A 21,416-nucleotide genomic window follows, 5' to 3' on the forward strand; every position below is an offset into this window, starting at 1 on the left:
GAAGGGCGGCTTACCTGCGGTTTGGATCATCATGACACAAGGCTGTTGGCAAACCCACAGCCGTCGGAAAAAGTACTGCAATGCTTATTTTAGCGGTGCTGCAGGCCTGCACAGGCGGCCTGCGACGAACGATTCTAGTGGGACAATAATATGCGGTGGTTGTTCTGAGCTTATTGAAGTAGGACAATTGCCGGCTTCACGTCACAACCAGCGACCCTGAATGGCCTTCCTTGCACTTGGCATCAACCATAAGACCGCCTCGGTCGACGTTCGCGAGCGCGTGGCATTTACGCCCGAACAGTTGGTTGAGGCCCTGCAGCAGCTGTGTCGCCTGACGCATAGCCGTGAAGCGGCGATCCTTTCAACCTGCAATCGCAGTGAGCTGTACATCGAGCACGACGAACTGGTGGCCGATCAGATTCTGGCCTGGCTTGCCGATTATCATCATCTGAGCCTGGATGAGCTGCGCGCCAGCGCCTATGTCTACGAAGACGACGAGGCCGTGCGGCACATGATGCGCGTGGCGTCGGGTCTCGATTCTCTGGTATTGGGCGAGCCGCAGATTCTCGGCCAGATGAAATCGGCGTACGCTGTCGCCCGCGAGGCGGGTACCGTCGGTCCGTTGCTCGGCCGACTGTTCCAGGCCACGTTCAGCGCTGCCAAACAGGTGCGCACGGACACCGCCATTGGCGAGAACCCGGTATCGGTAGCGTTCGCAGCCGTCAGTCTGGCCAAACAGATTTTCAGCGATCTGCAGCGCAGTCAGGCGCTTCTGATCGGCGCGGGCGAGACCATCACGCTGGTCGCCCGGCATTTGCACGACCTTGGCGTCAAACGCATCGTGGTCGCCAACCGCACGCTGGAGCGTGCGAGTATTCTGGCCGCCGAGTTCGGTGCCCATGCGGTGTTGCTGTCGGATATTCCGGCCGAGCTGGTCAACAGCGACATTGTCATCAGCTCTACGGCCAGTCAGTTGCCGATCCTGGGCAAGGGCGCTGTTGAAAGTGCGCTGAAACTGCGCAAGCACAAGCCGATCTTCATGGTCGATATTGCCGTACCCCGCGATATCGAGCCGGAAGTCGGCGAACTGGATGACGTTTATCTGTACAGCGTCGATGACCTGCATGAAGTCGTCGCCGAGAATCTCAAGAGTCGTCAGGGCGCAGCGCTGGCGGCTGAACAGCTGGTCAGTGCCGGAGCCGAGGACTTCATGTCCCGCCTGCGTGAGCTGGCGGCAGTCGATGTGCTGCGCGCCTATCGCCAGCAGAGCGAGCGTTTGCGGGACGAAGAACTGAGCAAGGCCCAGCGTATGCTCGCCAACGGCAGCAATGCTGAAGACGTGCTGGTGCAACTGGCGCGCGGTCTGACCAACAAATTGCTGCACGCTCCGAGCGTTCAGCTCAAGAAGCTGTCTGCCGAAGGCCGCGTCGATGCGCTGGCCATGGCTCAGGAACTTTTTGCCCTCGGTGAGGGCTCGACGGATAAAACCCCGCAATGAAAGCTTCACTGCTCAACAAGCTGGATGTGCTCAGCGACCGCTTCGAGGAACTGACTGCGTTGCTGGGCGATGCAGAAGTCATCAGCGATCAGACCAAGTTTCGCGCCTATTCCCGTGAATACGCCGAAGTAGAGCCTGTTATCGCGCTCTACAGTCAGCGCATCAAGCTGGTGGCCGATCTCGAAGGCGCTCAGGCACTGCTCAAGGACAGTGACCCGGACATGCGTGAAATGGCGGTCGAGGAAGTCCGGGAGACCAAACTGCAGTTGGTCGAACTGGAAGCTGAGTTGCAGCGTCTGTTGCTGCCCAAAGACCCCAACGACGGCCGTAACGTGTTTCTGGAAATACGCGCCGGTACCGGCGGTGACGAGGCGGCGATTTTCTCCGGCGACCTGTTTCGCATGTATTCGCGTTATGCCGAACGACGTGGCTGGCGCGTGGAAGTACTGTCCGAGAACGAAGGCGAACATGGCGGCTACAAGGAAGTCATTGCCCGTGTCGAAGGCGAGAACGTCTACGGCAAGCTGAAGTTCGAGTCAGGTGCGCATCGTGTGCAGCGTGTACCCGAAACCGAATCCCAGGGCCGCATTCATACGTCGGCCTGCACGGTGGCTGTATTGCCGGAGCCTGATGAGCAGCAGGCGATCGAGATCAACCCGGCGGACCTGCGTGTCGACACCTACCGTTCTTCCGGCGCCGGCGGGCAGCACGTCAACAAGACCGACTCGGCCATCCGCATTACCCACTTGCCGTCAGGCATCGTCGTGGAGTGCCAGGAAGAGCGTTCGCAACACAAGAACAGAGCGCGTGCGATGTCCTGGTTATCTGCCAAACTCAATGACCAGCAGACCAGCGCCGCGGCCAATGCGATTGCCAGCGAGCGCAAGCTGCTGGTCGGCTCCGGTGATCGTTCGGAGCGTATTCGCACGTACAATTTCCCTCAGGGGCGAGTAACGGATCACCGCGTGAACCTGACCCTGTATTCGCTGGATGAAGTCATGGCTGGTGGAGTCGATGCAGTGATAGAGCCGCTACTCGCTGAATATCAGGCTGATCAACTTGCGGCACTGGGTGAGTAAATGACCATCATCGCCAGCTTGTTAAGAAGCGCTGAGCTTCCCGATTCCCCGACCGCCCGGCTCGACGCCGAGTTGCTGCTGGCCGCTGCCCTGGGCAAGCCCCGCAGCTTCCTGCACACCTGGCCCGAGCGCATTGTCAGTACTGAAGCGGCGCTGGCGTTCGCGGGTTACCTGCAACGTCGCCGTACCGGCGAGCCTGTTGCCTATATCCTGGGTCAGCAAGGCTTCTGGAAGCTCGACCTCGAAGTTGCGCCGCACACCCTGATTCCACGACCCGAGACTGAAATGCTGGTCGAGGCTGCATTGGAGTTGGTGCCTGCGTTCGCACCCGCTCAAGTGCTCGACCTGGGAACAGGCACCGGCGCCATCGGTCTGGCCCTGGCCAATGACCGTCAGCAGTGGAAGATCACCGCCGTTGATCGTGTGCTTGAAGCCGTGGAACTGGCCGAACGCAATCGCCAGCGTCTGCAGCTGGACAACGCCGAAGTTCTGAACAGCCACTGGTTCAGTGCGCTGGAAGGTCGGCAGTTCGACCTGATCATCAGCAACCCGCCGTACATCTCTGAAGCCGATCCGCATCTTTCGATGGGCGATGTGCGTTTCGAACCAGGCAGTGCGCTGACGGCAGGTCCCGATGGTCTGGATGATCTGCGCACCATCATCAGCGAGGCGCCTGCTCACCTGAGTCCGGGCGGCTGGTTGTTGCTGGAACATGGCTATGACCAGGGTCCAGCAGTGCGCGAGTTGCTGATCCGTCATGGTTTCGAGCGCATTCAGACCCGCCGTGATCTGGGTGAACATGAGCGTATTACCTTCGGATGCGTGCCGTGCTGAGTGATCAGGAGCTGCTGCGCTATAGCCGGCAGATTCTGCTGCAACACGTCGATATCGAAGGACAGTTGCGCCTCGGCAAAAGCCGGGCACTAGTGGTCGGGCTCGGCGGGCTGGGCTCGCCGGTCGCGCTTTATCTTGCGGCCGCCGGGGTCGGCGAGTTGCATCTGGCAGACTTCGACAGCGTCGATCTGACCAATCTGCAACGCCAGATCATTCATGACACCCAGAGTGTCGGCATGGCCAAAGTGGATTCGGCCATCGCGCGTCTGACCGCCATCAACCCCGAAGTCAGACTGGTTGCTCATCGTGAAGCGCTGGACGTCGATTCATTGAGCGCCGCGGTACAAGCCGTGGATCTGGTTCTGGACTGCTCCGATAACTTCTCGACCCGCGAGGCAGTCAATGCTGCGTGCGTGATGGCTGGCAAGCCGCTGGTCAGCGGCGCGGCCATTCGGCTCGAAGGTCAGCTGTCGGTGTTCGACCCGCGGCGCAGCGAGAGTCCCTGTTACCACTGTCTGTACGGGCATGGCAGCGAGGCTGAACTGACCTGCAGTGAGGCCGGTGTCATCGGCCCACTGGTCGGTTTGGTGGGGAGCCTGCAGGCCCTTGAAGCCTTGAAGCTGCTCGCAGGTTTTGGCGAACCGATGGTGGGCCGCTTGTTGCTGATCGATGCCCTGACCACCCGTTTTCGAGAATTGAAGGTCAAGCGTGACCCCGGTTGCAGCGTCTGCGGTGCGGCAAGCGGGCAGGGCGAGCATGCTTGACGTTCACATGAGCTATGGCAGCGACGCTCCGGTCGGGGTGTTCGACTCTGGTGTCGGTGGCCTGTCGGTGCTGGGCGAGATTCGTCAGAGGCTGCCCCACGAATCGCTGATGTACCTGGCCGATTGCGGCCACATTCCGTATGGCGAAAAAAGCCCCGAGTACATCGTCGAGCGCTGCCTGACCATTGCCGGTTTCTTTCGCGAGCAGGGTGCCAAGGCGCTGGTCGTTGCGTGCAATACGGCCACTGCGGCAGGCGTTGCCCATATCCGTCAGCTTTACCCGGATTGGCCCATCGTGGGCATGGAGCCTGCGGTCAAACCGGCGGCCGAGGCGACCCGCAGCGGCGTTGTAGGCGTGCTGGCAACGACTGGAACGCTGCAGAGCGCCCGTTTCGCCGCCTTGCTCGACAGGTTCGCCAGTGATGTCCGTGTCGTGACCCAGCCCTGCCCGGGGCTGGTCGAGCTGATTGAAACCGGTGATCTGCACAGCCCGCAGATTCGCCAGTTGCTTGGTCGCTACGTCGAGCCTCTGTTGGTCGAGCGTTGCGACACTGTCATTCTGGGCTGCACGCATTACCCCTTCCTCAAACCGCTGTTGCAGCAAATGCTCCCCGAGTCGGTCGCCCTGATCGATACCGGTGCTGCGGTGGCGCGTCAGCTTGAGCGTCTCCTTGCCGCAAATGGTCTGCTCGCCGGTGGCCCTGCTCGCGAGACGTTGTATTGGTCCAGTGACGATCCTGACAAATTCAGAAAAGTCCTACGCAACCTGTGGAAAACTTCCAGTAATGTGAGAAGCTTCCATTTGTAAAAAAAACGTGAAAAAAATCGTTTCGGGGCTGAACTAACGCTTCGTCTGCGATTTCTATAAGCGCGACTGACCAAATTTAATACTGGTAACACTTCATACAATTTAGGGCGTTTCTCATGAAGAGATTCTTTTGCATGGCTGTTTTTTCAGCCATCCTGGCGGGGCAAGTTTCAATGGCGCAGGCTGATGGCGTCGAGTTTTCGGTCGGTCAGACCGGCGAATCGACCATGACTTATCGTCTGGGCGTTCAATTCGATTGGGACAAGACCTGGCTGCAAAGCGACGTGGGTCGTCTGACCGGTTACTGGGATGGTGCCTACACCTACTGGGACGGCAAGGATTACAAAGACAACCACAGTCTGTCGTTCTCTCCGGTTCTGGTCTATGAGTTCGCAGGCGGCAGCGTGAAGCCTTACATCGAGGCAGGTATCGGTGTTTCCGTGTTCTCGAACACTCAGGTTGAAGATCGCAAGTTTGGCTCGGCCTTCAACTTCGAAGACCGTGTCGGTTTCGGTCTGCGTTTCGCGGGCGGTCATGAGGTCGGCATCCGTGCCACTCACTACTCCAACGCCGGCATCAAACAGCCGAACGATGGTATCGAAAGCTACGCACTTCACTACAAAATGCCGTTCTGATTCAAACCTGATCGTGCCAATGCGCTGCATTGGCATGCTTCCGGCAAGCTGCAGGTCTCACCTGCAGCACCATCAAAGATAAGCCGTCGCAATCCCCTTGCGCTCGTTCAGACAATCCTCGGCTCCCGCCTCGAATTCCCTGCAGATCAACGGTCGTTTCTCATAGATCGTGCACATCATCGTGTTGCGATCCAGTGCCGCGCACCAGCCGTCGTCCAGGCGCAGCATGACCTCGCCACCCCAGTCATCGGTATCTATATAGCGTTCGGGCACACCTGTGTCGGTGATGAGCATCACCTCCAGTTGGCAACAACAGGCTGCGCAGGTGGAGCAGGTCACTGGTCCCTCGTCGATGACAGGTACGAGCGGGATGAGGGTGTCGTTCAGAGGGAAGCTCCCGGGTGTCTGGCGTGCACGCTTGCTGCCAGCCACTGAAGCAGGGGGAACACAGCTGCCCAGATCAAGGCAAGCAGCGTCATGCTGGGCCAGAACCCGAGCGGAAGATGAACCTGCGCCAGTTGTGAGCCGGCATAGTAAGACATCGGGCCGCCAATAGCGCCCAGAACCGCCGCCCGCCAGACGGGCGTCGCTGTCCAGGCGAGGCAATGGTTGAGCGTGGTGCCCAGAATCGCCCACAACAGAATCAGCCACAGCGGGATCAGATAACCGCCGGTGCCGAAATCGAACACCCCCAGCGTCATCAGCACACTGTCCAGTACTGTGCCCGCCAGTGTCACCAGCAATACCAGACGCCCTTCGGCCGCCCATGAGCTGACCCACAGGAAGTGAATCAGCAGCACGCCGACGGCAATCAGTAGCCAGTAACTGTTGCTGCCCAGCACGCAGGCGAACCAGCCCGCCTGGAACAGCAGTGCGTTGGCGACCGGCTTAAGCATTGAAACGTCCGAGCAGCGGTTCACGCAATGCTTCGGGTTTGGCCAGCAACAGTTGTGCAGTGCCGATGGTGCGCTCCAGAAAGCCGCCCTCGCAGTAGCACAGATAGAACTCCCACAACCGCAGGAAATACTCGTCATAGCCCAGTTCGGTCAGTTTGACGTGGGCGTGCCTGAAATTGTCGTACCACATGCGCAGCGTGCGAGCGTAGTGCAGGCCGAAGTCTTCCATGTGCAGCAGGTTCATGTCGGTGTCGGAACCGACGATGTCGAGCATCTTCGCCACCGAGGGCAGGGCGCCGCCGGGAAAGATATAGCGCTGGATGAAGTCCACATTGCGCTTGGCCTGCGCGTAACGCTGCTCGCGAATGGTGATCGCCTGCAGCAGCATCAGCCCGTCGCTTTTGAGCAGGCTGGCGCACTGCTTGAAATAGGTCGGCAGGAAGCGGTGGCCCACGGCTTCGATCATTTCGATGGACACCAGCTTGTCGTACTCGCCGGTCAGGTCTCGGTAGTCGGTCAGCAACAGCGTGACGCGATCCTTCAGACCCAGTTCGTTCAGGCGTTGTTCGGTGTAGGCGAATTGCTCGGCGGAAAGGGTCGTGGTCGTGACCCGGCATCCATAATGCTGCGCCGCATAGATGGCCATGCTGCCCCAGCCCGTGCCGATTTCCAGCAGGTGATCGGTCGGCTTGAGCGCCAGCTTCTGGCAGATGCGCTCCAGTTTGTTCAACTGCGCCTGTTCCAGTGTGTCGTCCGGGCTCAGGAACTGGGCGGCGGAGTACATCATCGTCGGGTCGAGAAATTGCTCGAACAGCGTGTTGCCCAAGTCGTAATGAGCTGCGATGTTTTTCTGCGAGCCTTTGCGCGTGTTGCGGTTCAGCCAGTGCAGGCCGTGAATCACCGGACGCGTCAGGCGGGCGAAACCGCCTTCCATAGCGTCCAGCACATCCAGGTTGCTGACGAAGATTCTGACCACGGCGGTCAGGTCCGGCGTGGTCCAGTACCCGTGGATGAACGCCTCGGCAGCACCGATCGAGCCGGTGCTGGCGATCATGCCCCAGGCGGCAGAATCCAGAACGTGCACTTCACCTTGAATCAGGGCGCCTGCCTTGCCGAATGTGTGGCGCTCGCCACCTTCGATGACGACCAGTTGACCATTGCGCAGGCCTGCCAGTTGTCGAAGCACACCTCGACGCAGGATGCTGGCGGTCAGGCTGTTGGTACCCAGATTGGCAGAAAAACTACTGCTACTGCTTTTCATGGCGTGAATCCTTGGGTTGCGCGGCGGCAGCACGGTACTCGCCGTCGGCGGCCTGATGGGAAAAGATCGGAATGCGTTTGGCGAGCAGGCGCATGGCCTGCCAGTAAATCGCCAGACAGGTTTTTGCGGTCATCCAGGGAAACGTGATCAGGTAACGGTGCAGCGTTTGACGGCTCAGGCTCTGGCGCGTCAGGTTCAGCGTGGCGTCGAACATTTTCAGTTCGCCCTGCCAGTCGGCCATGTGCACGCCGATGCGTTCGGCAGGCTGGCTGAAACTCATGCGGTATTCAAGATCGCGAGGCAGAAACGGTGAAACATGAAACGCCTTGGCTACGGCAAAATGCTGATGCCCTTCGCCGTCGGCCGGCAGTACATAGCTGTAGCGCTCGCCCCACGGGGTGTTGGTCACTTCACACAAGATGGCGGCCAGCGTGCCGTCAGCCTCATGGCAATAGAAGAAACTCACCGGATTGAACGACAGGCCCCAGCTGCGCGCCTGAGTCAGCAGGCAAACGGAGCCGGTCGGCGTGCGCCCCAGCGCAGCACTGACCCGCTCGCGCACGGCCTCGATCAGCGACAGACCACGGCCTGTCAGCTCCGGCAGGTAATCGCGTTCACGGAACGAGAACGGCGCAAAGCGTTTGCTCCCGGCCAGCGGCGATAAGCCGAGCACGCTGGCCTGTTCATCCAGGTCCAGATACAGCAGGCCGATGCGATAGGTGAAGGCATGCGCTCGCGGCGCAAACCGCCGATGCGAGATCCAGCCGCTGTAAAGCGCGCTGTTCACAGGGCTTCCCCGAAGGCTTTGGCGACACGCAGACCGCTGACCACGCCGTCTTCATGGAACCCGTTGGCCCAATACGCGCCGCAGTACCAGGTGTGATCGACGCCGTTGATTTCTTCCCAGCGAGCCTGGGCTGCAACGGCCTGCAGGCTGTATTGCGGGTGAGCATAGCGATAGCGGCCGATGACTTTTTCAGAATCGATGGCCGCGTTCTGATTCAGGCTCACGCAGAAGGTGGTGTCGCTTTCGATGCCCTGCAGGATATTCATGTCATACGTGACGGCCGCCAGTTGCTGCTCGCCGCCGCCCAGCCGGTAATTCCAGCTGGCCCAGGCCAGGCGACGGTCAGGCAGCAGGCGGGTGTCGGTGTGCAGCACCACGTCGTTCTCGGCATAGCGCAACGCGCCCAGAACGCTTTGCTCGGCACTGGAAGGCTCGGCCAGCATGGCGAGGGCCTGATCGCTGTGACAGGCGAAAATCACCTTGTCGAAGCGCTCGGTGCCCATCGCGCTGTGCAGCGTCACGCCGTCCTGATCGCGCTCGACACGGGTGACCGGACAGGACAGACGAATCTTCTCCCGAAACGATGCCGTCAACGGCTCGATATAGCTTCTGGAACCGCCTTCGATCACGCACCACTGCGGCCGATTGGTCACTGACAGCAGGCCGTGGTTCTTGAAGAAGCGCACAAAGAACTGCAGCGGGAATCCCAGCATGTCCGCCAGCGACATCGACCAGATCGCAGCGCCCATCGGCACGATGTAATGATCGATAAAGCGCTGGCCGTAACCGCCGTCTTTCAGGTAGTCACCGAGCGTGGTGTCGGCTGAAATACGCTGGTTTTCCAGGTCTTCGATGGCCAGGCGATTGAAGCGCAGAATGTCGCGCAGCATGCCCCAGAATTTGGGGGACAGCAGGTTGCTGCGCTGGGCGAACAGACTGTTCAGGTTGTTGCCGTTGTACTCGACCCCGGTACGCGGATCGTGTACCGAAAAACTCATTTCGGTGGGTTTGAACGCCACACCCAACTGGCCGAGCAACTTGATGAAGTTCGGATACGTCCAGTCGTTGAACACAATGAAACCGGTATCGATGGCGTGATGACGACCATCGACCTGCACATCCACGGTGTGCGTGTGCCCGCCGATCCAGTCGGACGACTCGAACACCGTCACATCGTGCGAGCGGTTGAGCAGGTAGGCACTGGTCAGCCCGGCAATGCCGCTGCCGACTACGGCGATTTTCATTGAAAGTCCTTATTCGACGTCGTGCCGGATTCGGAAGAGCGTGCCATGCGCTTGCCAATAGCGAACCTGGCGCGGGCGGGCAGCATGGCCAGCAGTCGCATGCTGAAAATGAATGCGGCAGGGAAAGCGATATCCAGTGGACGTTTCTCGCGTGCCAGATTCTGGGCGATGTATTTCGCTGCCTTGCCGACCGGCCAGCGCATGGGCATCGGAAAATCGTTTTTCTCGGTCAGCGGCGTATCAACGAAACCCGGACTGACGATGGTCACGTCGATATTCTCGCTGGCCAGATCCAGGCGCAGGGCTTCGAACAGATAGCGCAGACCAGCCTTGGACGCGCCATAGGCTTCGGCGCGTGGCAGGGCCAGGAAGGTCACGGCACTGGCTACGCCTACCAGATGCGGACGACGCCCCTTACGCAGCAGTGGCAAGGCTTCCTGAATGCAGAAGCTGCTGGCCAGCAGGTTGGTGCGGACCACGCGCTCGACCATCGCGGCTTCGAATTGCCGGGCATCGATGTACTCGCAGGTGCCTGCGTTGAGAATCGCCGTGTCCAGCGCACCCCATTCCTGAGCGATCAGGTCCGCAATGGCAGTGACCTGCAGGCCGTCGGTGATATCGCCGGTGGCCAGCAGCACTTGAGTAGGGTATTGCGCGGCCAGGTTCTGCAGCGGCTCCAGCGTGCGTGCGGTCAGCGCAACACGATGGCCCGCCTTGAGCAGTTCAATGGCCAGCGCGAGGCCGATACCGCTGCTTGCACCGGTCAGCCAGATACGTCGAGCAACAGGAGTGTTCATGCCAACCTCTTCTTGAGCCAATTGATCACCCGACCCATGACGGGCAAATGCTCATAGAGCAGTGCGCCAGCGTCGAAGTAGTCCCGGTGCCGATAAACCTTGTCGTCGCGCCACTTCAGGTGCGAGCAGCCCTGGACATGGATGGTGCGGCCATTGGCCAGACGCGGATGTGAGTAATGCATGGTCCAGAGCAGATAGCCCTCACCGGACCTGACTTCGTCGAACGCATGGAAGTCGAAACGCAGGTCGCTGACGTTGGCATACAGCTCGGCGAAATAACGCCGCATGTCTGCCAGGCCGTGGATGTCGTGCATCGGATCGCTGAAAGAGACGTCATCGCTGTACAGCTCGGCGATCCGATCAAGGTTGTCCTTGTTCAGCGCCGCAAAGCCTTCAGCGAATCGATGCAGGAAATCAGTCATCCGCTTTCTCCGTCGCCGACTGGCGGCCGGGCAGGGCCTTGAAGGCGGCCAGCGCTCGGGCGCGGCTTTTGCTCAGGTCGACGATGGGGGCCGGATAATTCGCGACGCCAAACAGGCCGCCGGCAGAGGCCGGGTTGTGGACCTGCTTTTTGTTCAGATCAGCCAGCTCCGGCAGCCAGCGCTTGAGGAACACGCCTTCAGGGTCGAATCGCTCCGACTGGGAGAGTGGGTTGAAAATACGGAAGTAGGGCACAGAGTCCGTTCCGGTGGACGAACTCCATTGCCAGCCACCGTTGTTGGCGGCCAGGTCACCGTCGATCAGGTGGCGCATGAAAAAGCGCTCGCCTTCCCGCCAGTCGATCAGCAGATTCTTGGTGAGGAACATCGCAACGACCATCCGTAGTCGGTTATGCATCCAGCCGGTCTCCAGCAATTGACGCATGGCCGCGTCAATGATCGGCAGACCGGTGCGCGCCTCTTGCCAGGCCAGCAGTTCGTCAGGCGCGTTACGCCATTGCAAGGCTTCGGTTTCGGGGCGAAACGCACGATGGCGTGAAACACGAGGATAGCCGACCAGCGTGTGCTTGTAGAACTCACGCCATAGCAGCTCATTGATCCAGGTCACACTTCCTTCACTGCCCGTCTCGAATTCACCATGATTGCTGGTCAGCGCTGCGTGCAGGCACTGACGCGGCGATACCACGCCCGCTGCAAGGTAGGCCGACAGCTGACTGGTACCGGGCTTTGCCGGGAGGTCGCGTTCAGTCTTGTAGTAATGAATTTGATCGTCAGTGAACTCGGACAGACGCCGATGCGCCTCGTCCTCACCCGCAGGCCACAGGTTGCGCAGTGCTTCGGACGGCGTAGAGAAGCCTTTGACCGTATGCGGAATCGCGTCGCTTTTGGTCGGCAAAGAGTCCTGTGGCCTGGGCGTGCGTACCGTACGCGGCATCGCTTCGTGCAGCCGCGAATAGCAGACTTTCTTGAACTGGCTGAAGACCTGGAAATAATTGCCGGTCTTGGTCAGAACACTGCCGGGCTTAAACAGCAACTGGTCCAGATGGCTGTGGAAATGAACCCCGGCATCTTCCAGCGTCTTCTGCACCGCCTCGTCGCGGCGGGTTTCGTTGATGCCGTATTCCTCGTTGGCGTGAACTGCTTCAATCTTGAACTGCTTGCACAGTTTCGACAGGACCTCGGGTGCCTTGTCCCAGGTATCCGCTTCGCGAATCAGCAACGGCACATTGAGTTTGCCGAGCGCCTTTTCCAGCTCGACCAGATTACGCAGCCAGAAGTCGACCTTGCAGTCTGCGTCGTCATGGCTTTGCCATTGGGCCGGACTGATCAGATAGACCGCCATGGTCGGTCCCCGCTCCATGGCGGCGCTCAAGGCAGTATTGTCATGAACGCGCAGGTCAGTGCGCAGCCAAAGCAGTTGCATGTTGAGTCCTTAGATAATGCCGAGCCTGTTGAGCTCGATCTGAGCACTGAGCGGGTCGTCGACGAGGGTCAGACCTGCAACCTCGTTTGCACTTACGAGCAACTCGGCGTTATGGATCTTCACCGTTGGTCCACTCAACACCACCGGGCAGGCGATATTGGCCAGCAAGCGTGGCAGCTGGGCGACGTTCAGGGATTTGCTCGAATACAGCACGATGCCGCGCGGTTGCAGGTATTCGGCCGCCAGCGCCAGCTCACCGGCGGGCAGGGGCCAGTCGAACACTTCGACCGGGCAGTCGGCGCTGCTGACCAGCCATGCCGTCAGCCACAGGTGTGGCTCCAGCGGCAGGTCGGACTGGTTGACCAGCAACACGGGCCTGCCGCTGAGCTGGCGATTGTTGTGGTAGATGCGTGCGCCGAACTTGCTGCGCAGCCAGGAGTAAAAGAAGGTGCGCTCCAGTTGAGCGCCAAACTTGCCTTGCCAACGCTGTTCCAGCTCCGCCAGCAGCGGCATAAGCAGTTGCTCGCACAGGGTGCGTGGCGGGTACAGCGACATGGCCTGGTTGAACACATCATCGACCCGGCGCTCGGCCAGCTCACCAATGGCGATCAGCAGCGTCTGGCGCAGCGCATCCCAGTCGTTCGAAGGCGGGGGCGCGTCCTGCAGGTCGTCGTCGAGCAAGGCCTTGACCTGGCTGACCGACACGCCACGGTTGAGCCAAGTGAGAATCATCATCACGCGCTGGACGTGTTCCTGTGAATACAGGCGATGACCCTTCTCGGTACGGTGCGGGACGATCAGGCCGTAACGCCGTTCCCACGCACGCAGGGTGACGGCATTGACGCCGGTCTGACGTGCAACCTCGCGGATCGGCAGCCAGTCGTCCGGGGCATCCTTATCCAGTTCATTCATAGTCAAATCGCATTACGCAGACTGAGGTTTTCCGGATGCGGCTGCATGTACACCTGCAGCGCCACATACGGATCCGGGTGTTGGCGGAAATGGTGTTTGAGCAGGGTCAGCGGCACGATCAAGGGCACGATCCCCTGATGGTACTGGCCGATCAACTGCTGGATTTCCTGTTTGTCTTCGGCGCCGATGGTCTGCTTGAGGTAGCCAGCCAGGTGCTGAAGTACGTTGGTGTGGGTGCGACGTGTCGCGCATTTCTTGAGCGCGGTCATCAGGTCGCTGAAATACTGTGGGGCGATGTCTTTCGGATCACTGCGGCCCATGCTGCCGAGCATTTTGCCCAGTGCCTTGTATTGCACGGGGTCGTTGGCCATCAATTGATATTTGTAGCGCGAGTGGAATTCGGTCAGGGCGCGGCGCGTAACACCTTCTTTCAAAAGCTGCTGCCACGCGGAATAAGCGAACACCCGCGTCACGAAGTTTTCCCGCAGCACGGCGTCATTGAGGCGTCCGTCTTCTTCTACAGGCAGGTTGGGGTGGCGTTCGCAGAAGGCTTTGGCGTAGATCCCGGTGCCTCCGCCATCGACCGGCGCGCCGTTCTCGCGATAAACCTTCACTCGCTCGAGACCGCACGACGGAGATTTCTGCATGAAAATGTAACCGCAGATATCGCCCAATTCTTCGGCCATCTGCGTGCCGTAATCGGCCAATGCCTCGGTGACGTCAAGTTCGCGATTGACCGTGCCCAGCGCCCGAGGATTTTCCGCATCACCGACCAGCCGGATAGGCTCGCGCGGGATGCCCATACCGATCGCGACTTCAGGGCAGGCCTGGACGAAATCAAAGTACTGGCTCAGTGCACGGGTGCACAGATGCGATTCCTTGTGGCCGCCATTGAAGCGAACCTCGGCGCCCATCAGGCAGGCACTGATACCGAGTTTGGGCTTTTCGATTACGGGCGTTGACATCACCAACCTCTACAAAAGACTTGTACAGACAAAATGCTCTGTACAACTTGCACTCATCATAGGTGCATAGCTGTACAAGTCAAATTGTTTGTAGAGGATCGAAAAGGGGGCTTGAGGCAGTGATTACTGGATTGTGGGAGGCCCTTACTTCTCCAGCGTAACGCTGTCTCGCGGCAGACACCGGGTTGTGGCAAGCCGCCTCCCGCAAGATAGCGTTTCTTCAGTGGGCTACGTGCTGCTTGAGAGGCAGCCACGCTTTAGTGAGGTGCTACTTCCAGCCCATCCGCCATACGTCCGCTGCCTGCAGCACCTGCCACGGCAGGCGCTCGCTGCGTTGGGTCAGCACCGCCTGCAGTTCGATTTCCAGCACTGTGCCTTCTTCGTCCTTGAACAGCTCGGTCACCATAAAATGCTTCTCACGGTTGACCGGCGTGGCTGCTGTCCATTTCGACAGCAGCAGTTTGCGTGGATTGATCTGGTTCATTGCGCGTGTTCCAGCAGCCGGCGCGCGGCTTCCTGACCACTGAGCCATGCACCTTCTACGCGGCCTGACAGGCACCAGTCGCCGCACACATAAATGCCAAGGTCGGCATCGGAAAGCGCGCCCCATTCGTGGGAGCCTGCCGGGCGCGCATACAGCCAGCGGTGGGCGAGGGTGAAGACGGGTTCGGGCATCGTGCAGTCGATCATCTCTGCAAACGCACCTTGCAACTGCTCGATGACCTCTTCCTTCGGCATGTCCAGATGCTGCCGACTCCAGTTGCTGGTGGCGTGCAGAATCCAGGTGTCGAGCGTGTCATCGCGTTCGGGTTTGCTGCGGTTGCGTGCCAGCCAGTCAACCGGGCTGTCCTGTACGAAGCAGCCTTGCATGGGCGTTTGCAGCGGTGTGCTGAATGCCAGCGCGATGGCCCAGGTCGGGTCCATCTTGACCCCGGCCACGACGCTGGCCAGCTTGGGTGCCGCTGCCAGCAAAGGCGTGGCCTGAGGGGCAGGTGTGGCAATGATGACGTGGCTGAACGGGCCATGGCTCTCGCCTTCCGCGTCGAGCAGGTTCCAGTGCTGTTCACCGCGAAACACTTCGGTGATGCGGCACGAGAACGACACCGGCAGATCGCCGCGCATGGCGCGGGTGATGGCGCTCATGCCCGGTTTACCTACCCAGCGAACCTGCTCGTCGGGCGACGGGCTGAGCCTGCCGTTCTGAAAGTTGTAGAGCGAAGGTGTCCACTCGGCGACATGGCCCTGGGCCTGCCACTGTTTGACGGCCGTCGCAAAGCGCCGGTCGCGAGCGGTGAAATATTGTGCACCCATGTCCAGCGAGCCTGCGTCGCTGCGTTTGCTGGACATTCGACCGCCGCTGCCGCGGCTTTTGTCGAACAGGTGTACCTCATGCCCGGCTGCAGTGAGCGCCTGGGCCGCTGAAAGTCCGGCGATACCGGTACCGATGATTGCGATAGGGACAGTCATAGGGGCCTCGTTACCTTGTCTGTACAGACTACGCCGTAGTTAAAACCTGTACAATCTTCTTGTCTGGTATAACTTGCAGTGGTTCTCGATTCTGTTGTGAGTCACTCTGCAACCTTGAAGGTCGAAGACGTTCAGTCTGCTGCCAATCGACAATGGGCCAACCACCCGAGCGGGGCAGTAAAGCTCCAGTCCGTTCAGGTGTGGCCTATGGTTCAGTCAATGGTTTCGTTGTCTGGATAAGCGTCACCCTTGAAAAATAGACTACTCAATTGCCACGAACGCCACGCGAGGTAACCTGCCATGCACATATTGCTGACCGGCGGTACTGGTTTGATAGGACGAGCGCTCTGCCGACACTGGTCCACCCAAGGTCATCAATTGACCGTCTGGAGTCGACGGTCCGCTGATGTCCCCAAGCTGTGCGGCTCATCGGTGAAGGGCATTGCCCGTCTCGATGAACTGGGCGATCAGCCCGTCGATGCCGTCATCAACCTGGCGGGTGCGCCGATTGCCGACAGGCCCTGGACCCGTAAGCGTCGTTTGATGCTCTGGGACAGCCGTATCGGTCTGACCGAACAGTTGCTGGCGTGGATGGGCAAGGCGACACAAAAGCCCGCGCTGATGATTTCCGGGTCTGCGGTGGGCTGGTATGGCGACAGTGGCGAGCGTGAGCTGGACGAAACGTCTCACCCCGCCAAGGAAGACTTTGCCAGCCAGTTGTGTGGCGCCTGGGAAGAGACCGCACAGCGGGGTGAAGCGCTGGGCGTGCGGGTGGTGTTGATACGCACCGGTCTGGTGTTGTCAGACCGTGGCGGCTTTCTGCAGAAACTGTTGCCGCCGTTCAAGTTCGGCATGGGCGGCCCGATTGGCAACGGTCGGCAGTGGATGCCCTGGATTCACGTTCAGGACCAAATCGCAGCGATTGATTTTCTGTTGAATCTCGACGATGCCCGCGGCCCTTATAATCTTTGTGCGCCTGCGGCCGTACGCAACCGCGATTTTGCCAAGACCCTTGCAGGCATCCTGCATCGGCCGGCGTTCATGCCGATGCCTTCGCTGGCGCTCAAAGTGCTGCTGGGGGAATTGTCGGTACTGCTGCTGGGCGGGCAACGGGCGCGCCCCGATCGTCTGCAGCAAGCCGGTTTCACGTTTCGTTTTACCGATCTGAAAACTGCCCTGCAGGATCTGCTGGGTCGACACTGAAAGCCATTGAATTAGGAAGTTGCATGACTGATCACGCGTTGTTGCTGGTCAACCTGGGTTCGCCTGCATCCACCCAGGTGGCAGATGTGCGTAGCTACCTCAATCAGTTCCTCATGGACCCTTACGTCATCGACCTGCCGTGGCCGGTGCGCAGGCTGCTGGTGTCGCTGATTCTGATCAAGCGCCCGGAACAGTCTGCTCACGCCTACGCGTCGATCTGGTGGGATGAGGGCTCGCCGCTGGTGGTGCTGAGCAAGCGTCTGCAACAGGCCATGAAGAAAGAGTGGGATCACGGCCCGGTCGAGCTTGCGATGCGTTACGGCGAGCCCTCCATCGAAACCGTGCTGACGCGGCTGGCAGAGCAGGGCATCAAGAAAGTCACTCTCGCGCCGCTGTATCCACAGTTTGCCGACAGCACCGTTACCACGGTCATCGAAGAAGCCAAGCGCGTAGTACGCGCCAAATCGCTGAAGATGCAGTTCTCACTGCTGCAGCCGTTCTTCGATCAGCCGGAATACCTGAACGCACTGGTGGACAATGTACGCCCTCATCTGGAGCAGCCACACGACCACCTGCTGCTGAGCTTTCACGGTCTGCCCGAGCGCCATTTGCACAAGCTGGACCCGACCGGTAAGCACTGCATCAAGGAAGACTGCTGCATGACCGCGCCCGCAGAAGTGCTCGCCACCTGCTACCGCGCGCAATGCCTGCAATCGGCTGCCGCTTTTGCCAAGCGCATGGGTATTCCCGATGGCAAGTGGTCGGTGTCGTTCCAGTCGCGTCTGGGGCGCGCCAAGTGGATCGAACCCTACACTGAAGCGCGTCTCGACGAGTTGGCGGCGCAGGGCGTGAAGAAGCTGCTGGTCATGTGTCCGGCATTTGTCGCCGACTGCATTGAAACGCTGGAAGAGATTGGCGACCGCGGTGCCGAGCAGTTCAAGGAAGCGGGCGGGGAGGAGTTGGTACTGATACCGTGCCTGAACGACGATCCGAACTGGGCACGTGAGTTGAACAAGCTCTGCGAACGTGCACCGTTGATGTTGTAAGGCGCTGGTTCAAACGGGACGCAGAGCGTCCCGGGCTGCATGCATGAAAGATCGTTACCACGCTCCGCGTGGTAACGCCTCTCAGGACGCTCTTACGGCAACTGATCATCCAGCTGCTTGTTCTTCCAGCTGTCGTTGCCCGGCAGGATCAGGTTCAGCACGATGGCGGTTACGGCGCACAAGGCGATGCCTTTCATGCCGAAATCGTCCGGGCCAGTGCCTGTACCGATCAGCACGCCACCGATACCAAACACCAGCGTCACCGAGACGATCACCAGATTGCGCGCTTCCGACAGGTCGATCCTGTGGCGAATCAGGGTGTTCATGCCCACCGCCGCAATCGAACCGAACAGCAGGCACAGAATCCCGCCCATCACCGGTACCGGGATGCTCTGCAGCAGCGCGCCGAACTTGCCGATGAACGCCAGGGTGATCGCGAATATCGACGCCCAGGTCATGATTTTCGGGTTGTAGTTCTTGGTCAGCATCACCGCGCCTGTCACTTCTGCGTAGGTGGTGTTGGGCGGACCGCCGAACAGGCCGGCTGCGGTGGTGGCAATGCCGTCACCGAGCAGCGTGCGGTGCAAACCAGGCTTCTTCAGGTAATCACGACCGGTCACGCTGCCCACTGCAATCACACCACCGATGTGTTCAATGGCCGGAGCCAGGGCAACCGGCACGATGAACAGGATCGCCTGCCAGTTGAATTCCGGCGCGGTGAAATGCGGGATGGCCAGCCAGGGCGCTGCGGCAATCTTCGCCGTGTCGACCACACCGAAGTAGAACGACAGCGCAAAACCAACGAGCACGCCGGAGATGATCGGCACCAGCCTGAAGATACCTTTGCCGAAAACCGCCACGATCAGCGTGGTGAGCAGGGCAGGCATCGAAATCAGCATCGCGGTCTGGTAATGAATCAGCTCGGCACCATCACCGGATTTGCCCATCGCCATGTTGGCGGCAATCGGCGCCATGGCCAGGCCGATGGAAATGATTACCGGACCAATCACCACCGGCGGCAGCAGGCGGTCGATGAAACCGGTGCCTTTGATCTTCACGGCCAGGCCGAGGAAGGTGTAGACGAAGCCCGCGGCCATCACGCCGCCCATGGTTGCGGCGAGGCCGAACTGACCCTTGGCGAGAATGATCGGGGTGATGAAGGCAAAGCTCGATGCCAGAAATACAGGCACCTGGCGGCCGGTCACGATCTGGAACAACAGCGTGCCCAGACCTGCGGTGAACAATGCAACGTTAGGATCGAGTCCGGTGATCAGCGGCATCAAGACTAGCGCGCCAAAAGCAACGAACAGCATTTGCGCACCGGAAAGAACCGTACGCCACAGTGGATCGTTGAACTCGTGCTGCGTCATCGGGTTATGCGTCCTTCTGTTTGGTGCCGAAAATCTTGTCACCGGCATCGCCCAGGCCCGGAATGATGTAACCGTGCTCGTTGAGGCGCTCATCGATGGAGGCGGTGTAGATCATCACGTCCGGGTGTGCAGCTTCCACGGCGGCAATGCCTTCGGGCGCGGCAACCAGCACCATGGCGCGGATTTCCTTGCAGCCGGCTTTCTTGAGCAGGTCGATGGTGGCAACCATTGAACTGCCGGTCGCCAGCATCGGGTCGATGATCATCGCCAGGCGCTCGTCAATTTCCGGGACCAGCTTCTCGAGGTAGGTGTGGGCCTGCAGCGTTTCTTCATTGCGGGCTACGCCCACCGCGCTAACCTTGGCACCCGGAATCAGGCTGAGCACGCCGTCGAGCATGCCGATGCCGGCACGCAGAATCGGCACGACAGTGATTTTCTTGCCGGCGATTTTCTCGACCGACACGGTTCCGGCCCAGCCCTGGATATCGTAGTTTTCCAGCGTCAGGTCGGCAGTGGCTTCATAAGTAAGCAGAGCGCCCACTTCCTGAGCCAGCTCACGGAAATTCTTGGTGCTGATGTCTGCGCGGCGCATCAGGCCGAGCTTGTGGCGGATCAGCGGATGACGGATCTCACGAATGGGCATAAGGAAAGGCTCCAGCGGGGGCAAAAAAACGGCCTAGATTAATCTATTCAGCCGATACTGTCTTACGATGTGTGCAGTATTGTTCTTTGGCTTGGACGTTCGCTGCTTTTAGAAGACACTCGCAACGTTAGTCCAGAATCACTTGCTCTGAGCCGAACGGATGCGTACCTTTGCCCGCTTTTCTTACACTGCCCCCACCTGGAGAGCGCTTCATGTCTGCTGATCTCGAGCATATCCGTCAAATCATGCGCGAGGCTGACTGCCTGTACACAGAAGCCGAAGTCGATGCTGCCATCGCTCGTGTCGGCGCGCAGATCAATGCCGAACTGGCTGAACGCAACCCGGTTGTGTTTTGCGTCATGAACGGCGGCCTGATCTTTTCGGGCAAGCTGTTGACCCATCTGAACTTCCCGCTGGAAGCGTCCTACCTGCACGCGACCCGCTATCGCAATGAAACCACTGGCGGCGACCTGTTCTGGAAAGCCAAGCCGGAAGTCTCGTTCATCGACCGCGACGTGCTGATCATCGACGACATCCTCGATGAAGGCCATACGCTGGGCGCGATCATTGACTTCTGCAAGCACGCTGGAGCCCGCGCGGTTCATACCGCCGTGCTGATCGACAAGGACCACGACCGCAAGGCTCGCCCGGACCTTAAAGCCAACTACGTCGGCCTGCCGTGCATCGACCGCTACATTTTCGGTTTCGGCATGGACTACAAGGGCTACTGGCGCAACGCTGCCGGTATCTACGCCGTCAAAGGCATGTAACGCTGTCTGATCGCTGCTCTGGCGAACGACCGGGGCAGCGTCTATCCGCATCTCTCAGGGACCATTGTGCATGAAGCTATTGATTCCGGGCGCTCTTGCGCTGGCGCTGTTGTCGGGTCTGACCGTTGCGGTACCGGTGTCAGCCAGCCCCATGCACGACCAGTACCTGCCGCCCGACGAACAGGGCCTGCGTGTCGGTGAACCCGAGGTGCAGCAATTGATGCGGGTCACTGAATACACCATCGTCGCCGGTAATCAGAGACCGTCAAGCCAACAGCCCATTCCGGTCACTTCGTCGTTACTGTTGCGCCTCAAGGGAAAGTCCTTGAACAAGGGCGCGTCCATTTCGCAGGTACTGATCCACTTCGATTCGGGCGACAGCAAGAGTCTGAAGAAGCCCGCTTACGATGAAGCTTCGCGCACCCTGACGCTTTACTACCCGCTGGCCCAATACCGGATTCTTGTGGATTTGCTGCGCAATGAAAAAGTGTATTGCCAGTTCATCAGTTACGCCAACGGTCACATCTGGGCCGACCTGCACACCACGCCTGCACGCGCGCGTTGAGCCGTACAC

At 59.8% G+C, this 21,416-nt stretch carries 24 protein-coding genes; 10 read left to right on the forward strand and 14 right to left on the reverse strand.

Annotated features, from left to right (window positions below):
- Positions 1-220: 220 nt before the first annotated feature.
- The 6 genes from hemA (at position 221) to AC0IXS_RS19680 (ending at position 5,618) form a co-directional block, all read left to right on the forward strand.
- A complete protein-coding gene (hemA, locus tag AC0IXS_RS19655) occupies positions 221-1,498 on the forward strand; it encodes a glutamyl-tRNA reductase (RefSeq protein WP_057409490.1) in 1,278 nt (425 codons plus the stop codon).
- Positions 1,495-2,577 carry a peptide chain release factor 1 gene (gene prfA / locus AC0IXS_RS19660; protein ID WP_471825486.1) on the forward strand — a complete coding sequence of 361 codons (1,083 nt, stop codon included), beginning with the start codon at positions 1,495-1,497 and terminating at the stop codon, positions 2,575-2,577. The genes hemA and prfA overlap by 4 nt, the downstream gene beginning before the upstream one ends.
- Positions 2,578-3,411, forward strand: coding sequence for a peptide chain release factor N(5)-glutamine methyltransferase (prmC, locus tag AC0IXS_RS19665; protein WP_057409491.1), 834 nt, complete (start codon positions 2,578-2,580; stop codon positions 3,409-3,411).
- Positions 3,405-4,175 (forward strand): molybdopterin-synthase adenylyltransferase MoeB, encoded by a 771-nt coding sequence (locus AC0IXS_RS19670; RefSeq protein WP_161987304.1) that lies wholly within the window; start codon positions 3,405-3,407, stop codon positions 4,173-4,175. The genes prmC and AC0IXS_RS19670 overlap by 7 nt, the downstream gene beginning before the upstream one ends.
- Positions 4,168-4,983 carry a glutamate racemase gene (murI, locus tag AC0IXS_RS19675; protein WP_449124380.1) on the forward strand — a complete coding sequence of 272 codons (816 nt, stop codon included), beginning with the start codon at positions 4,168-4,170 and terminating at the stop codon, positions 4,981-4,983. Before AC0IXS_RS19670 ends, murI begins: the two co-directional genes overlap by 8 nt.
- 116 nt (positions 4,984-5,099) lie before the next feature.
- Entirely contained in the window at positions 5,100-5,618 is a 519-nt protein-coding gene (locus tag AC0IXS_RS19680; protein ID WP_191958052.1) for an acyloxyacyl hydrolase, read from the forward strand.
- 72 nt (positions 5,619-5,690) lie between these two features.
- Here the strand turns inward: AC0IXS_RS19680 and AC0IXS_RS19685 are convergent, their stop codons facing one another.
- From AC0IXS_RS19685 to AC0IXS_RS19740, 12 genes are all read right to left on the reverse strand, one after another.
- Positions 5,691-6,005 (reverse strand): YkgJ family cysteine cluster protein, encoded by a 315-nt coding sequence (locus AC0IXS_RS19685; RefSeq protein ID WP_199771951.1) that lies wholly within the window; start codon positions 6,003-6,005, stop codon positions 5,691-5,693.
- Positions 6,002-6,514 carry a DUF2878 domain-containing protein gene (locus AC0IXS_RS19690; protein ID WP_191958051.1) on the reverse strand — a complete coding sequence of 171 codons (513 nt, stop codon included), beginning with the start codon at positions 6,512-6,514 and terminating at the stop codon, positions 6,002-6,004. The genes AC0IXS_RS19685 and AC0IXS_RS19690 overlap by 4 nt, the downstream gene beginning before the upstream one ends.
- A complete protein-coding gene (locus tag AC0IXS_RS19695) occupies positions 6,507-7,775 on the reverse strand; it encodes an SAM-dependent methyltransferase (protein ID WP_025993215.1) in 1,269 nt (422 codons plus the stop codon). Before AC0IXS_RS19695 ends, AC0IXS_RS19690 begins: the two co-directional genes overlap by 8 nt.
- Positions 7,762-8,562 carry a DUF1365 domain-containing protein gene (locus AC0IXS_RS19700; protein WP_122563295.1) on the reverse strand — a complete coding sequence of 267 codons (801 nt, stop codon included), beginning with the start codon at positions 8,560-8,562 and terminating at the stop codon, positions 7,762-7,764. Before AC0IXS_RS19700 ends, AC0IXS_RS19695 begins: the two co-directional genes overlap by 14 nt.
- A complete protein-coding gene (locus AC0IXS_RS19705; protein WP_057409498.1) occupies positions 8,559-9,806 on the reverse strand; it encodes an NAD(P)/FAD-dependent oxidoreductase in 1,248 nt (415 codons plus the stop codon). The genes AC0IXS_RS19700 and AC0IXS_RS19705 overlap by 4 nt, the downstream gene beginning before the upstream one ends.
- Positions 9,803-10,603 carry an SDR family NAD(P)-dependent oxidoreductase gene (locus AC0IXS_RS19710; RefSeq protein WP_057409499.1) on the reverse strand — a complete coding sequence of 267 codons (801 nt, stop codon included), beginning with the start codon at positions 10,601-10,603 and terminating at the stop codon, positions 9,803-9,805. The genes AC0IXS_RS19705 and AC0IXS_RS19710 overlap by 4 nt, the downstream gene beginning before the upstream one ends.
- Positions 10,600-11,025, reverse strand: coding sequence for a nuclear transport factor 2 family protein (locus AC0IXS_RS19715; RefSeq protein WP_025993211.1), 426 nt, complete (start codon positions 11,023-11,025; stop codon positions 10,600-10,602). The genes AC0IXS_RS19710 and AC0IXS_RS19715 overlap by 4 nt, the downstream gene beginning before the upstream one ends.
- On the reverse strand, positions 11,018-12,466 hold the full coding sequence (gene phrB / locus AC0IXS_RS19720) for a deoxyribodipyrimidine photo-lyase (RefSeq protein WP_122668442.1): 1,449 nt from the start codon (positions 12,464-12,466) through the stop codon (positions 11,018-11,020). Before phrB ends, AC0IXS_RS19715 begins: the two co-directional genes overlap by 8 nt.
- 9 nt (positions 12,467-12,475) lie before the next feature.
- A complete protein-coding gene (locus tag AC0IXS_RS19725) occupies positions 12,476-13,378 on the reverse strand; it encodes a MerR family transcriptional regulator (protein WP_043305713.1) in 903 nt (300 codons plus the stop codon).
- A 2-nt stretch (positions 13,379-13,380) separates the two neighbouring features.
- Positions 13,381-14,343, reverse strand: a complete 963-nt coding sequence (locus AC0IXS_RS19730; RefSeq protein WP_004879771.1) for a YbgA family protein — start codon at positions 14,341-14,343, stop codon at positions 13,381-13,383.
- 268 nt (positions 14,344-14,611) lie between these two features.
- The gene (locus AC0IXS_RS19735) at positions 14,612-14,827 is read right to left on the reverse strand and encodes a TIGR02450 family Trp-rich protein (RefSeq protein ID WP_004879770.1); all 216 of its coding nucleotides are present in this window, start codon (positions 14,825-14,827) and stop codon (positions 14,612-14,614) included.
- Positions 14,824-15,810: an NAD(P)/FAD-dependent oxidoreductase gene (locus AC0IXS_RS19740; RefSeq protein ID WP_025993208.1), complete on the reverse strand. Its 987-nt coding sequence runs from the start codon at positions 15,808-15,810 to the stop codon at positions 14,824-14,826. Before AC0IXS_RS19740 ends, AC0IXS_RS19735 begins: the two co-directional genes overlap by 4 nt.
- A 300-nt stretch (positions 15,811-16,110) precedes the next feature.
- Here AC0IXS_RS19740 and AC0IXS_RS19745 point away from each other — a divergent pair, with 300 nt between their 5' ends.
- Entirely contained in the window at positions 16,111-17,013 is a 903-nt protein-coding gene (locus AC0IXS_RS19745; RefSeq protein ID WP_471825491.1) for a TIGR01777 family oxidoreductase, read from the forward strand.
- A gap of 23 nt (positions 17,014-17,036) precedes the next feature.
- The gene (gene hemH / locus AC0IXS_RS19750) at positions 17,037-18,059 is read left to right on the forward strand and encodes a ferrochelatase (RefSeq protein WP_004879762.1); all 1,023 of its coding nucleotides are present in this window, start codon (positions 17,037-17,039) and stop codon (positions 18,057-18,059) included.
- Between the two features lie 92 nt (positions 18,060-18,151).
- On the opposite strand, the gene AC0IXS_RS19755 is transcribed toward hemH, so the two are convergent.
- Together AC0IXS_RS19755 and upp are read right to left on the reverse strand one after the other, a co-directional pair.
- Positions 18,152-19,429, reverse strand: coding sequence for a uracil-xanthine permease family protein (locus AC0IXS_RS19755; RefSeq protein ID WP_004879760.1), 1,278 nt, complete (start codon positions 19,427-19,429; stop codon positions 18,152-18,154).
- A 4-nt stretch (positions 19,430-19,433) separates the two neighbouring features.
- A complete protein-coding gene (gene upp, locus AC0IXS_RS19760) occupies positions 19,434-20,072 on the reverse strand; it encodes a uracil phosphoribosyltransferase (protein ID WP_004879758.1) in 639 nt (212 codons plus the stop codon).
- 212 nt (positions 20,073-20,284) lie between these two features.
- Between upp and AC0IXS_RS19765 the strand changes: the two genes are divergently transcribed.
- Positions 20,285-20,842: a hypoxanthine-guanine phosphoribosyltransferase gene (locus AC0IXS_RS19765; protein WP_004879756.1), complete on the forward strand. Its 558-nt coding sequence runs from the start codon at positions 20,285-20,287 to the stop codon at positions 20,840-20,842.
- A 70-nt stretch (positions 20,843-20,912) separates the two neighbouring features.
- The gene (locus AC0IXS_RS19770) at positions 20,913-21,407 is read left to right on the forward strand and encodes a hypothetical protein (RefSeq protein WP_449124377.1); all 495 of its coding nucleotides are present in this window, start codon (positions 20,913-20,915) and stop codon (positions 21,405-21,407) included.
- Positions 21,408-21,416 lie beyond the last annotated feature (9 nt).

It is taken from the genome of Pseudomonas sp. AC016 (assembly GCF_979253365.1).